The organism is Aeromonas rivuli, assembly GCF_020149575.1.
Lineage (GTDB): Bacteria > Pseudomonadota > Gammaproteobacteria > Enterobacterales > Aeromonadaceae > Aeromonas > Aeromonas rivuli.
Genome location: NZ_CP079742.1, coordinates 2,146,665 through 2,159,858 on the forward strand (window position 1 = coordinate 2,146,665; position 13,194 = coordinate 2,159,858).

The window sequence follows — 13,194 nt, forward strand, 5'->3', positions numbered from 1 at the left end:
TCGTTCAACGAAGAGGGTTGTAGAATATGAAGAGACAAAAACGGGACCGTCTGGAAAGAGCTCGCGCTCGCGGTTATCAGGCAGGCGTTGTCGGTAAAAATAGCGAATCTTGTCCGTATCAGTGTCTGGACGCTCGTGGCCATTGGCTGGGAGGGTGGCGTGATGCCATGGAAGGACGGAGTTCAGGACTCTTCATGAAGTAGTGACTTCATCACCATTCAAAGACAGGAAAGGGGCCCGACAGGCCCCTTTGCATTGCGTATCGTGCGCGCAAGGCGGCGATATCAGAAGCTGGTGGTGTCCTTGAACAGACCCACTTTCAGATCGGTGGCGCTGTAGATGGGACGACCATCCACCTCGACCACGCCATCGGCAATGCCCATTACCAGCTTGCGGTTGATGACACGCTTGAAGGTGATCTTGTAGCTGACCTTCTTGGCGGTCGGCAGGATCTGGCCAGTAAATTTCACTTCACCCACGCCCAGGGCGCGGCCTTTGCCGGGGCCACCTTTCCAGCCAAGGAAGAAGCCAACCAGCTGCCACATGGCATCCAGACCCAGACAGCCCGGCATGACGGGATCACCCGGGAAGTGGCAATCGAAGAACCAGAGGTCCGGCGTGATGTCGAGCTCTGCCACGATTTCACCCTTGCCGTGCTCGCCGCCGTTGTCGTTGATAGTGACGATGCGATCCATCATCAACATGTTGGGGGCGGGCAACTGGCTGTTGCCTTCACCGAACAGTTCACCACGGCTGCAAGCGAGCAGCTCTTCGCGAGAGAACGAGGTCTTGCCTTGTTCACACAGGGAGAGGGGAGCTGCGGAGGCGGTTTTATCTTGGGTCACGCTGTGTATCCTTCATATGAGTCAAAGCGGAGCCAATCTAGCGTACACTTGTGCGCTAAACAACTCCGATCACTTGTTAATGGCCAAACAGACGGCCCAGTATGGTGCGCATTATGCCTGTTTTTGGCAAGGTGCCGTTAAGATCGTCCAGCCGCTGCTGGATCCGGCCAAACAGGGTATCGGCCATGTCCGGCTCGCCAGCCACGCAGCCCGTCAGCATCTCGATGGCTTCTTCCACATGATCCACCGGGTGGATATGGAACATGCCCTGCTCGACGGCGGCGATCACCTCATCGGAGAGGTTGAGCTGCTGAGCATTGGTGCCCGGCAGCAAGATCCCCTGTTTACCATTGAGACCGTGGATCTGGCATACCCGGAAGAAGCCTTCAATCTTCTCGTTGACCCCGCCGACCGCCTGCACATTACCAAACTGATCGACGGCGCCGGTGACGGCGAAGTGCTGATAGATGGGTTGACGGGCGAGGGCGGAGAGCAGGGCACAGAGCCCGGTCAGGGAGGCGCTGTCGCCGTCAATCTCATGATAAGACTGCTCGAACACCAGGTTGGCTGACAGCGGGGAGGGGTTCTCGGCACCAAACTTGTTGGAGAGGTAGCCGTGAATGATCATCATCGCCTTGGCGTGGATATGGCCGGCCAGCTCCGCCTTGCGTTCGATATCCGCCACATCGCCATCCCCCAGGTGAACGGTGGCGGTGAGACGCACTGGTTCGCCAAAATCATAGGGGTGGCCGGCGACCTGAATGACGGAGAGGCCATTGATCTGGCCAATCTCTTCCCCTTCGGTCTGCAACAGGATCTGGCCATCGATGACCCCCTGATCGGACTGTTCGACCAGATAGTTGAGGCGATAATCCTGCTCGGCCAGGGCGTGCACAATATGGTCATGGTCGATGATCTGGGCCTCGAACTCTCGGGCCAGGCTGTCGGCCAGACGCATCAGGGCCGTGAGCTGTACCTCTGAGAGAGAGAGCCACTCCTGATGGTCGCAGAGTCGGCTAGCATGGCGACAGAGTGCTGCCTGGGCTGCCGGGGTAAAGTCGAGCAGCGACCAGCGTTGCCGGATCCAGGCCAGATAGCCGAGAAAGTCGGGCAGTTCATCGTCGATTTCGACCTCGGAAACCAAGTCTGCCCGCAGGAAGATCCGCTCGGACATGTCCCTGTCCAGCATCTGGAACTCGGCCACTTCGAGCCTGTCGCCCACCAGGATCAGCTTGAGCCGAATGGGGGTGGCCTCAGGGGTAAAGAAAGGCGTCAGCGTCTTGCCTTCCTGATAGGCATTCCAGTCCAGCTCGCCCTTGAAGATGGCATTCTTGAGCTTGAACCAGAGATGGGGCTGATCGAGCAGCTCATCGAGTTGCAAGATGAGATAGCCACCATTGGCTTCACGCATCAGACCCGGCTCCAGCAGGTGCTGGTTGGCATAGACAGAGCCTTGCTCAGTCTGATAGTTGATGGAGCCAAACAGCGTGTCCCAGTTGAGATCGCGGCCATAGACCACGGGGGCTTGCTGCTCGTCGTGATGGATAAGCAGGTTGATGAGTACAGGGTGCTGAAATTCGAGGCCAAGGGCGACATGCGCCGCCAAGTCCGAGAGAAAATCGGCTATCTTGGGGTCATTTTTCTGCTTGCGCATGATGCGAGTGACGAGGCGCTCGGCATCCAGATGATGGCCCATCAACTTGAGCAGTTCGCCAACCATTTCGCAAAACTCGACCCCGGAGCCAGGTTGCAGGCGCAGCCAGATAGGCTTGTACGGGTTGTTGAGATTCTCGGTGTAGCAGAGGTCAAACAGATCGCCATCCTTGCCATGGGTATCGGCAATCAGGATGCGGCACACTTGTTCGTAATCCGCGCCGGGGAAGCCGTTGATCAGCATCACTGGGCAATCGCCATCGAAACTGGCCAGGCGCTTGATGGCGGAGATGGCTCTGGGTTGCAAGGCGGCGAAGGGAATGGGTTCAAGTTCGCTCAAGGGAACAAAACGGTCAATCGCAAAAGCGGGTTTCAGTTGTTCTGATTTTAATTCAGCCACTTAAGACATCCGGTCGGAGAGAGGAAGCAATTGTTGCCATTATACACAGTTCAGATATACGTAACAGGAAATGGGATATGCAATTTAACATAATATACATTATGCGCAATGACGAGTGTTGATAGAACAAAGGGGCCGGAGGCCCCGTGGTTGACTAGATGTTTGTTCAAAGTTGTTTGGATTGAATAGCTGAGCTGTATTTACGATCTTTCATCGTAGCTATGAGCTCGAACTTTCGATCATCAGAACAAATCTGCATGCCTTCCTCAGTAACAGTAAGCTGGATGCTTGATCCTTTATCATCAGTAGTTGCTGTTACATAGCACCGGTCCTTTGCTGATTTCTTCTGTTGAGCCTCGAAAAACTCAACTAGAGCATTTTGACACTCGGGACGAGCAATGATGAGCAAGGTGAATCGGCCAAATGAAAGACACTTAGGAGTAACGCTGAAGCTCCATCCGGTGCAGTCAAACGAAGGAACATCCAACGTGTCACGAGCTTGGCTGTTGTAGGTATTGATCATGGCATTATCCTTGGGTTATAGCGTGATTGGTGGGCAGAGGTTTGCGAAACAAGAAGAGAGATCAGACACGGAGTGTGGTGTGCTTCTCTGCTCTATTACATCCGACACTAAAAGGTCGTGTAGCCTAGACATGTCTGCCACACTGGAAGATAAGAGCAGTGAGTGTGATGTATTCTTCTGCTCATTACATAGCGCTCTAATAAAGGGCCATGTAGGCCCTTGAGCATTGATGCCGATAAATAGCGTTATCGGCATCACGTGAGAGATAACAAGGCGGTGTTCAGTCGGTTCTGCGGCACAATTCCTTTACCAATCCAGCGCATGACGATGAACCGTCACGAATGCCAGTCTCGGCCAGCTTAAGAAGATCCTCACCCAAGTCAGCAAGACCGGCCATCCGGTTCCCCTGCTGTTTGGCAATGTAGAGGTCGGCCAAGTTGGCCAACTGATCCGCCAAAGTCCCCTCGCCCACAACATCTTCTCGCTCAACCAGAAAGTCAGGCGGTGCCTTTTCCTGGTTGAAGTAGTCATCCCAATGATCAGACATACCCCCTCCCCTTAGTCGATATTCTGAAACCACAAATGTCCCATTTTGAGACAAGAGTCCACTATTAAAGACAGTGGACTCTAGGGCCACGGATGCCCCCTCCCCCCAGGGTCAGCGCGGGGCATCTAGCGCGCGCAAGAGCCGATTTTGTTCACAAAAGCAGCGTGCGCGCTTGCTGGATACGTCTCATCAGAGCAACAAGTTGCTCAGCCGAGCCGCATCGCTGATAAACACCAGGCACAAGATCCAGGCCAGAAAATTTTGCGCATGCGCAAAAGACTAGGCTGTAGTAAAAATTGCGCATGCGCAAAAATGGAGCCCATGCCACCGCCTTGAGACACTACCCCGCAAGCGGGGGCCCCTTCTCAAGGCTGCAGCATGGGATATGAGAGGCGTTAGCTAAGCGGGAGTGCTGGGAGTGCCGCTGCAGCAGTGGCGCTTTCCTGGCGGGGCTGATGGCCGAGACAATAGAGAAAGCGCTCCTGCTCTTTGTATTCCAATCGGATAAGGCATGGGCCCAGGGCATCCACTTGATAACCGGCCATCATTAAGTCGCTCAGTTTCATTGAGAAGGAATAGGCATTGTTGCCCTTGGCCTCCAGGTAGTACTCGAACTGGGCATGAAACTTACCGGTATTGTCCTTATAGGATGTATCCGCCCAGCCGGTGATGGTGATATCAAACTTGGAGAATGGGGCTTCCTGCACGCTTTTAGCGGAGCTGGTTGGCATGACTGGTGCCACGGCCTTCGCTTCGGTGCCAGAAGCCGCTGAGGGGGCTGTAGCCTTATCTAGCGGCACAGCTACCGGCGCAGGGTCATCACTGCCCAGCATATTGAACAGGGATTTTACGCTCATCGGAACACCGATGAAGATGAGGATCACCGCCAGCCACAACCACCACCTTTTCCACAGCGGCACAATGTCGGAGGCTTTGGCCTCCTGAACACTGCCTTCCGTTTGGGTATGGGACTTGTAGAACGGAAAGAACGTTTTGTCATACCGGCGAACAGATTCAGAGAGGCAGGTTGCGCGAGCCCCTGCGCCATCGAGCACTTTGCGGGTGTAGGTTTTATCGGAGCCCGCAGCGGCGTGTTTGCTGACCAAGAACTGGATCTCGATCATGTCACGCAGATCCTTGTGCACCTTCCCCAGGGATTGGGTCATGAACAGGATGTCGTGGCCGTAATGACGGTGCATGGAGAAATATTCCAGGCAGTTGATAAGGTCGTCGCTCGCCTTCTTGTTACGCCCTGCTCGGGGGTATTGAAAATGACATTCATCAATGACAAACAGAGGGCCTTGCCCCTGCTCGTTGCGCCACTCCTCCTGGGTGAAGTGCTCGGGGTCAGAGAAGGCCTTGATGGTGCCATGTTCCCGACTAAAGCCATCCTGACGAACCTCAACGAGATCCCTCACCTCCTCGCCAAACACGGCGATCAGATGATCCATCATCAGCGGCAGGTTGGTGACCACCCGACGCCCTGCCTTGATAGCTGGGATCACGTGAAATGCGACAGCTTCATACGATTTGCCAGAGCCGGGACGGCCAACAATGATGTTTAGCGCCATGTTTTCTCCTTATGAACCGAGTCTGGTGAAGGGGATCAATTGGAGGATCAGGCGAACGCCAATCGCCGTCACAATGATGGCTGAGGCATCATTCACCCCCGCGATCGCCATAATATTCTGCACATCAGCGGGGAGCATGGAGAAGTATTGGATGATGTTCATGGCTCCGAGCATGGAGCCAAGGCCAGAGATGGCCAGGTGAACAATCGACAAGATCGCTTCAAAGAGGAAGCAGGCCAAATCCTTGAGCATGTCAAAGAGCGAGAGCAGCAATGAATAGAGCAGGTTCAAGAAGTCATTCCAGCGGTGAGCAAACCAATCAAGCATGAGAGCACCTCATTTTTTCGCATGAGAAAATCAAGCCGCGCGGACTTAGCCGCCGAACACTAAACGTCTGGCCAGCAGGCCGGCGCAGAAGATGACGAAAGCACGAATGGCTATCCAGACATTCGGTGGAACGGTCAGTTGATGACAACCGAAGTCAGCGAATCCCATGTCAAAACAGATTGTCCAGGTAGGGTATTCCCCTCCCCCTGATAGCTGTAAGCGGAAGCCATTAAGCCAGTCAAAGAGCGCGGTATGTTGCAGGTCTTGCGTGAATCCGCTCCATACACCGGCCATTCCTGCGGGATAGCGAGACTTCCACCAAGAGGTTCCCTGCGCGGTATCGGGCATGGTTTGCGCGGGGACACTGGTTGTTAAGGTGTTGGAAAGCAGCCGGTTAGTTTCATCAATGCGTGTTTCTACGCCATGAAGGTCAACGGCGTTGGTCGTAGCCAATAGCTGATTGGTGCGGTCGAGACGAGATTCCAGGCCGCCAAGGTTGGAAACGGTAACAGAGCTGGGTATGGTGCCAGTGCCAGTGCCAGTGCCAGAACCGGATCCTGTGCCGGTTCCGGAACCAGTCCCCGTCCCCGTCCCAGAGCCTGATCCAGTGTTGCCACCTTCACTTGGAACGGTTGGTTGCGGGCCGGTGATAACAGGGCGAATTACGCCGCCTGCAATTGCGCCAGTATCTGGGTCTGTAGTTGGTTTGCCGGTGATAACGGAATTAATGGCATCGCCATATATTGGGTCAGTGACGGGAGGTAGTGGCTTACCCGATGGTAATTCAACGGGAGGTGTCCCAATAATATCGAAGTCTGGGCGGTTATCTGGCTTCACTGGAATGATGACAGAATTATCAATCAAGTGGGGTTTGGGCATTCGTCCTGGCTTCGACATATCCTGTAAGTAATGATCTGGGATAGAGCCATCAACAGCTGCTGCATCAAGAACACCAGAAACGGCCTCTTCGATAGCTTCATCGGGAGTTGTTGGGGCGGTTGGGAATAAGGTGGCCTGATATGAATAAGTATCTACGGCAGTCATTTTTGATTCACGAATAAGATTGTAGTTCTTGAATTCCTGAACAGTAAGATCGCCCTCTAATGAAATGAGGTAATCACCACCTTGCATACCAAAGAAGGTGGTGTAAAACGCAATGCTACAAGTGTTGTAAGAGGTGATGGTCTGTCCCTGAGGGCCTTTTTCTTCATGATAATAGCCACAAGCAGAGTTAAGTGCTTTAAGATGCGAGTCTTGCATTTTGGGGAAAAGGTCACGAGTTACATCATCCCCTATTCTGCCAACACAAATAGAAAGGGTGGTGTTTTTCTTTTCGCCATGAATATACTCAGTTCCATCAGGCAGGCGACAAGTTGAAACCCTTATTTCATCAGCGTAGGGAGAGAAGTTAAATTTAACCTCATTTCCCTGCCGATCCCTGAATCCATTCCAACAACCTTGCAGGCTAGAGTTTTCAGGCTTGTCACATTTTGAATTTTGACCTATTGAGTCACCAATCAAAGTAATTCCATATTGCGCCATCTGATAAGCCAGCATGCCAAATGGTTCGATCTTAATGTCTTCAGCGGCAAACCGTTTGAGTAGCGGCGGCGTTGTTAATGCAACAGCTGTCACCGCGGTTGCACCTGCTGCGTACTGGACGGCCAAGCGGGTAGCCAAGGTTCTGCCCGTCCAGATTGCGGCCTGTTCGGCCATCGCCATCACCACGGGGGCAAATGCGGGTAAGAACGCGCGTGCTTGGTTGACAGGCAGCCAGGCGGTGAGAAAGCACAATGAGTAAACAAGGAGTCTGCGCCACATATGGTGCTCCAAGAAATTTAGCGGCTAAATTTTTCGCATGAGAAAATGGCGCTGTAATATGTTGTATGTTGTAAAACGCTACAACATATTACAGTTGGCTTGCGTGGCTAAAAGTTTCGCATGAGAAACTTTCCGTTAGAAAAGGGGGCTTATGCCCCCTTCATTCCCATAACGAACGCCATTCCTGACAGTCCCCCTATCGTAATAATTGACGACATGAAGACGATATAGGCAAAGGATGCCGTCATTATGCTTTGCTGACCAGGCGCTTGGCCAAGGAGATACCTTTAACTGCCAACGCGATGCCGACAATAGTAACCCCTGCGCTAGCGACAAAAGTAACAACGCTACCGAAGTTAACAGCAGCAAACATTTGATCCAGTGCAGACTCTCCCTCAGCAAAAACGGGGGAAGAAGCGACAGCGATAATAGCGGGAATTACCTTTTTGAACAGAGACATGAATACCTCACATAATGTTGATGACTTTTTTCGCTACACCAATAGCGAAGCCTGGAAACCACCCGATAATGACAACTGCGCCAAACGCCCATGAAAACATAATGGCGATATCTGACGGTGCTATATCAACGGTGGATTGTTTATATTCCTCTACGGTTTGGACAATCATAGAGGAACATTCTTTGACAGGGATATCTGTCTGATACAGAAATCCCTGTTCATTAACTGCGATGCAATAAGCCATTTTTGCCTATGGTGTTATTCCCATGAGCGATAAAGAGTCTTCATTACCTTTTTCAATTCTTGTTCGGTATTAATAACTGTATTGCCGACATACACCAAGTCACTATCTACGTAGTGAAATATGATCCCTGGTATTGAGCTGGTCAGGTAATGCCGTCCATCGCTTGAATTAGCCTGTAGAACGGGAGTTGTCCCCTCCTCCCACTTGACGTTCTTCTTCAGAAACTTGAGGGCCATCGATCACACCTTGTTTTTCTCATGCGAAAGTGAGGTGACGTCGCGAAGAGCCGCATCATTGCTCATGTGGTAGGTCACATTGGCACCACGCTGACCAGACCATGCTTCAAGCCAAACAGGGATCTCGACAACCTTGTCGATCATGCTGTTGGCCTGCAGCGGGATGCCTGCTTGGGCCAGGGCGTTGGGAACCCGGATCACGATTTGTTCTTCCTGGAAGCCGCCAAAACCATTCGAACGGCTCACCGCAATGCCGATTTCATGGCGAGTGATGGGGCCGTTCCGCCCCTGTGTGTTTTGCTGACGAGAGCCGAGCATACGGCCACGGATGAGAACACCTTGATGCATAAATGACACTCCTTAACTGACAGCCCTGAGGTGGTGCCCAGGTGATGATGGATAAGAGCGAGGCGGCATTGCCCCTGGTATTGGTTCGACAAGAGTTCGGGTGACCATAGGAACACCGGACGAGTCACGCTCGATGGTGACGACTTCTGTTGGTTGTGCTGCTGCGGCCATGCGGTCTAGTGTGCTGACGGGTTCGACATACCAGTCGGGGTGCTGTCGGCCAAAATCGATATTGATCACCTGGATCAGCGGTACCACGTTGGAGGCTTCACCAGAGAGATTTTGCAACTGTGCCTTGGTCAGGCCCACCGCCATCAAGTCAGTGAGGTGACGGCGGAAAGTCTCTCGGCTCATGCTGCGATAGACGGTCTCATAGCCTTCATTGAGCAGCCGGCGATAAAAGCCATGAACCCTTTGGGCCTTGGCGTAGCTGGTGTTCCCCTTCGGGGTGATGCGCTGATAACTGGTGTAGAGCGCGTTGCGGATCTCGTCGTCGGTGTAGACCTTCATGGGCTGTTCCCCCAGGGCATCAAACAGTTCTTTAAATGCGGCTTTCCATAGATCGGCAATCAAACAGCGGCCGTCTTGCTCGTAGTCTTTTTGGTACTGGATGGCGTCAAACAATCTGAACGGGACGCCATGCTTGGTCAGTGCCCGTTGTTTCAATCGGGCTTCAAAGCGAACACAGAGGCTCGCATAGAGCTGCAATGCTGGGTTTTTCATGACCTCAACACAGCGGCGAAGTGATTCATTTTTAGGCTGTTTTTGAAGGCGTTTCATGTATTCGGCCAGCTGCCGCTGGAATTCAGGGCCCTTCAAATAGGCTTTCAAGGAACGATGGCGGCTGCCGGTATTCCACTCTGCAGTGGTCTCATGGTCACGGTTCATCCTGCTCTGCTTGGTCTGTCCGGAACGGATGTTCTTGAGTGCAGAAATGACCTGTTTCCCCTGCTCTTCGGTATTGACCCGGGCGGAGAACGTTACGTCGATCCATTCAAGGGTGGTGTTTGGGATGTCCAGCATTTCAAACAGTTCAGGGCAGGCGCACGCCAGTGTTGCCAGCAGTTCGGTCGAGCAAAGCTCGATGCTCGTCGGGCCGAACACGTTGTGGCCCTGCAGCAGTTTTGCCGGAGAGGCTTTGAGTTCAACCCCTGGCAGGCGGTTGCTGCCCCCCTGATGGATCTTCATTGCAAGGCTACCGAAGTGGCTTGGCAGCGACTCGAAGGGATGGGACAGGCCGGAAACGGTCAAATCCCCATCAATCTCATACTCAACGGCCATTGCGGAGAGCTTTAGCCTCCCCTGCTTCGCGACCTGCTCCAGATCGATATAGACCCCCGAGCGATGATCGGCCGTTGGAGATACCAACTGCCATTCGCTTTTGAAGGGTAAATCGAGCTTGAGGAGGTCTATCACAGGGTTCCATCCGGTAGAGCACAAATCAAAAATGCAATATTGAATGCATGAATGAATGCATACACGAGTAATGCTACACCACACAGTCATTCATGTATACATGCATTCGTGACTGCACGCACACTTGATAGGGTATAGTTGATTAAAAGCTTGAGTCTGTAGGAAACCGGCATGAAACCGACTGGACAAAGAACCACCATGAGCATCTCCATAGAACGCAAGCAGCGTCTGGAGCGGTTAGCTATCGATGTGCAGAGTAAGACGTATGAAAAAGTGCTATGGACGGATCTTGTTAACTATCTAATTGATAAATATGCAAAAGATGCAGCGGATGACTTACTTGCTCAGATAAAAATGAACAAGCAGCAGTAACAGCTTAATTTGGAGGTGGTGATGGGGATCAAAATGAAGATGGCGGTCGACCAGAACGGTCGGCCATGGTCTTCGGATGAGTACATTAAAGGGAAAGGTGCAGAGCCATTGCTATGCGAGCACTGCAAGGTGGCTGTAACGCATAACTCTGAGCATGTGCGAGACCTGGATGGCAAATCAATCCTTGTTCCCGCCTACTTCAAGCTGATGCCTGGCAAAGTGCACGCGGTAGGTGCTTGTCCATATGCGATTGATGCAACGCTGTTAAGCATCGTTGATGAATCGAAAGATATGTTTGTCAGCTTGGGGCAAGGCGAATATCGCATGCGCCTCAATATGATAAAGGACAATATAAAGAATGCGTCATCAACACCACAGAATAAAGGTGGCGGAATTTCTGCTGGTGCTAACTCAAATAGCTACATTAAGTCAGGCAAGCAGAAACTACCTTATATAAACTCTGCCAAAAGAGTGCTAGAGCTTCGTGCAGCTTGTGATAGTCAGTCGGCTATTGCAGACAAAATAAAACTTGTTTTTGGTAAGGAAAGTATTGGTTGGGATAAGTTTTATTTTGAAGCTGATGGATATCTTGATGCGCTAAAGATTTTGGCATCTGGGAAAGAATATCCGATTGCCATTCATGGTGTTATACAATCAAAGCGCATTGGCGTTGGGAAAAACAAGAGCAACGTCATCAACCTATACAGGTGCCTTTCTCTTGCAGATCAAGATGATAGCTCGGTAGGCGTGAATGTTGAGGTCAGCGTCTGGGCAAAGGATGCAACATGGTTTGGTAAAGTGGATAAGGGTGATGAGGTTATCATATTGGCATTGTGGCGCAGTAACCAAGGTGATGTTAGCGAAGTTCCAGATAAAGCATTCAAGAAGTATCGAACAGACAAGATAAGTACAACGCTTGTAGTTGCATCACAGCTAATAAAGCTATAATGAGTTTTAAATGGGCACATATAGTGCCCTTTTATATATGTAGTCTACTCATTAGATATTTCTTGGGTCACTGCGCATAAATGCGGATTATGTTACGGGCGCTCCGGCGTTGGGACGATGCCAGCAAGCTGTCCCACGTCCCTGCCTAGTCGCGTCCCCCTGCCCCTTCGGGATTATCGCAGGGGGAAAACCCTCAACATAATACCGCGGCCACATTATGCGCAATGACGGATGCAGGAGGACAGAATGAAGAAACCTGAGCAATGGAGCCGTTTTGATGCGGCTGACGGCTTGGCCACCGAGGCCGACATGGTTGCCTATCTGCAGGCAGCTCTTGAAGATGGCGATCCGGCGCTGCTGGCAACGGCATTGAATGATGTGGAGCGTGCACGCGCCAAATTGCTTGATAATGGCCAACCGCGCTACACGCTGGAAGAACTGTTGGCCCAGTGTGACCCCAATGCTACGTCACCAGGTGAAACAGATTGGGGAACCGATGTGGGTTTAGAGCGCCTGGATTATCTGCCGGAGCTACTGGCCAAGGTCGATCCTGACGAAATCGGTTGGGATTGGGATGCGTCCGACAAGTCACCAAGATCAACTGAACAATAAAGAATTACTCGCCCAGAGAAGCATCTGGTGGCAATTCGTCCAGGTCGGGCTCGCTCTCTGAGATGACATCCTCGCGCTCAGCCAGAAAATCTGGGGATGCAGGTTCGGTCTCAAAAAAACTGTCCCAGTCACGTGAGCCTGATGGCTCAGGTAGAGGCCTGCGCTGTGCAAGAGTTCCCAGCGCTTCAGACAGGCTATAAGTGTGCCCCTGTTCTATATCTGCCATGGATAGTTCCAGCAGCTGAATCAATGAGCCTTTTTGATGTTCGGACATGCCTGACCTTTTTAGCCGATGCCGATAAATGGGGTTATCGGCATCATCGTAAGAGATAACAAACTAGCTTTCAGCACCTAAGGGTAATGGGCCCAAGGCTCGAGAAAGGTTAAGAAACTCATACTTGGCGGTGTCAGGAAGTACCTGGAACAGCTTCGCTATGTATGACTCATCTTTTGACATACGTTGCATGCGACGGTATGCATCATCTACAGGGATTGTAGTCAGTTCGCCCTTCCCTTCACACCAGATGCAAAAGATTGCTGCGTTTACCCCTACCCTGTCCATCACGTCGACGGCAGATAAACTGCTGACATCGAGTTTAGAAAGGACCTCTTGTCCGAGTTGCTCCAAATAGAGGTGCTCTTCGTCGTATAGAGGAAGCGACTTGAAAAAAGCGATTTTGGTTTGAGTGAGCTTAAAGTGCTGATCATATAGCACCTCGCTCCTCTCCTTCCTTGCCGCCTTTGCCTTCTGTTTGGAGCGTTGAGCTCGTTTTTCTTTGCTGGCCACAGACAAATTCCCTATGAATGAGAGTGAGCCATATGGTGCTATCTCACGGATAAACATTCAAGCCAGTACAGCAGGGATGGATTA

At 51.8% G+C, this 13,194-nt stretch carries 17 protein-coding genes; 4 read left to right on the top strand and 13 right to left on the bottom strand.

Features of this window, described 5'->3' with window-relative positions:
• The first annotated feature begins 26 nt into the window (after positions 1-26).
• A complete protein-coding gene (gene rmf, locus KYK33_RS10120) occupies positions 27-203 on the top strand; it encodes a ribosome modulation factor (protein ID WP_005905568.1) in 177 nt (58 codons plus the stop codon).
• An 81-nt stretch (positions 204-284) separates the two neighbouring features.
• Here the strand turns inward: rmf and fabA are convergent, their stop codons facing one another.
• The 11 genes from fabA to KYK33_RS10175 all read right to left on the bottom strand — a co-directional run bounded on the left by fabA (position 285) and on the right by KYK33_RS10175 (position 10,391).
• Positions 285-845 carry a 3-hydroxyacyl-[acyl-carrier-protein] dehydratase FabA gene (fabA, locus tag KYK33_RS10125; protein WP_005905570.1) on the bottom strand — a complete coding sequence of 187 codons (561 nt, stop codon included), beginning with the start codon at positions 843-845 and terminating at the stop codon, positions 285-287.
• Between the two features lie 76 nt (positions 846-921).
• Complete coding sequence (locus KYK33_RS10130) at positions 922-2,898, bottom strand: Lon protease family protein (RefSeq protein WP_224432883.1); 1,977 nt, start codon at positions 2,896-2,898, stop codon at positions 922-924.
• Positions 2,899-3,064: 166 nt separating this feature from the next.
• Entirely contained in the window at positions 3,065-3,421 is a 357-nt protein-coding gene (locus KYK33_RS10135) for a hypothetical protein (RefSeq protein ID WP_224432884.1), read from the bottom strand.
• A gap of 280 nt (positions 3,422-3,701) precedes the next feature.
• On the bottom strand, positions 3,702-3,968 hold the full coding sequence (locus tag KYK33_RS10140) for an AbrB/MazE/SpoVT family DNA-binding domain-containing protein (RefSeq protein WP_224432885.1): 267 nt from the start codon (positions 3,966-3,968) through the stop codon (positions 3,702-3,704).
• 395 nt (positions 3,969-4,363) lie between these two features.
• Positions 4,364-5,539 carry a zonular occludens toxin domain-containing protein gene (locus KYK33_RS10145; protein ID WP_224432886.1) on the bottom strand — a complete coding sequence of 392 codons (1,176 nt, stop codon included), beginning with the start codon at positions 5,537-5,539 and terminating at the stop codon, positions 4,364-4,366.
• A 9-nt stretch (positions 5,540-5,548) separates the two neighbouring features.
• A complete protein-coding gene (locus tag KYK33_RS10150; RefSeq protein ID WP_047440322.1) occupies positions 5,549-5,866 on the bottom strand; it encodes a DUF2523 family protein in 318 nt (105 codons plus the stop codon).
• Between the two features lie 45 nt (positions 5,867-5,911).
• A complete protein-coding gene (locus KYK33_RS10155) occupies positions 5,912-7,687 on the bottom strand; it encodes a hypothetical protein (RefSeq protein ID WP_224432887.1) in 1,776 nt (591 codons plus the stop codon).
• 247 nt (positions 7,688-7,934) lie between these two features.
• The gene (locus tag KYK33_RS10160; RefSeq protein WP_224432888.1) at positions 7,935-8,147 is read right to left on the bottom strand and encodes a hypothetical protein; all 213 of its coding nucleotides are present in this window, start codon (positions 8,145-8,147) and stop codon (positions 7,935-7,937) included.
• A gap of 7 nt (positions 8,148-8,154) precedes the next feature.
• Positions 8,155-8,316: a hypothetical protein gene (locus KYK33_RS10165; protein WP_224432889.1), complete on the bottom strand. Its 162-nt coding sequence runs from the start codon at positions 8,314-8,316 to the stop codon at positions 8,155-8,157.
• Between the two features lie 314 nt (positions 8,317-8,630).
• Positions 8,631-8,975, bottom strand: coding sequence for a DNA-binding protein (locus tag KYK33_RS10170; RefSeq protein WP_224432890.1), 345 nt, complete (start codon positions 8,973-8,975; stop codon positions 8,631-8,633).
• A 12-nt stretch (positions 8,976-8,987) separates the two neighbouring features.
• Positions 8,988-10,391 (bottom strand): phage/plasmid replication protein, II/X family, encoded by a 1,404-nt coding sequence (locus KYK33_RS10175; protein ID WP_224432891.1) that lies wholly within the window; start codon positions 10,389-10,391, stop codon positions 8,988-8,990.
• A 171-nt stretch (positions 10,392-10,562) separates the two neighbouring features.
• On the opposite strand from KYK33_RS10175, the gene KYK33_RS10180 reads away from it, so the two are divergent.
• From KYK33_RS10180 to KYK33_RS10190, 3 genes are all read left to right on the top strand, one after another.
• Entirely contained in the window at positions 10,563-10,763 is a 201-nt protein-coding gene (locus KYK33_RS10180) for a hypothetical protein (RefSeq protein ID WP_224432892.1), read from the top strand.
• A gap of 21 nt (positions 10,764-10,784) precedes the next feature.
• Complete coding sequence (locus tag KYK33_RS10185) at positions 10,785-11,711, top strand: hypothetical protein (RefSeq protein WP_224432893.1); 927 nt, start codon at positions 10,785-10,787, stop codon at positions 11,709-11,711.
• A gap of 246 nt (positions 11,712-11,957) precedes the next feature.
• Positions 11,958-12,323, top strand: a complete 366-nt coding sequence (locus tag KYK33_RS10190; protein ID WP_224432894.1) for a hypothetical protein — start codon at positions 11,958-11,960, stop codon at positions 12,321-12,323.
• Between the two features lie 4 nt (positions 12,324-12,327).
• On the opposite strand, the gene KYK33_RS10195 is transcribed toward KYK33_RS10190, so the two are convergent.
• Both KYK33_RS10195 and KYK33_RS10200 read right to left on the bottom strand, forming a co-directional pair.
• The gene (locus KYK33_RS10195) at positions 12,328-12,597 is read right to left on the bottom strand and encodes an AbrB/MazE/SpoVT family DNA-binding domain-containing protein (RefSeq protein WP_224432895.1); all 270 of its coding nucleotides are present in this window, start codon (positions 12,595-12,597) and stop codon (positions 12,328-12,330) included.
• Positions 12,598-12,660: 63 nt separating this feature from the next.
• The gene (locus KYK33_RS10200) at positions 12,661-13,110 is read right to left on the bottom strand and encodes a hypothetical protein (protein ID WP_224432896.1); all 450 of its coding nucleotides are present in this window, start codon (positions 13,108-13,110) and stop codon (positions 12,661-12,663) included.
• Positions 13,111-13,194: the final 84 nt, after the last annotated feature.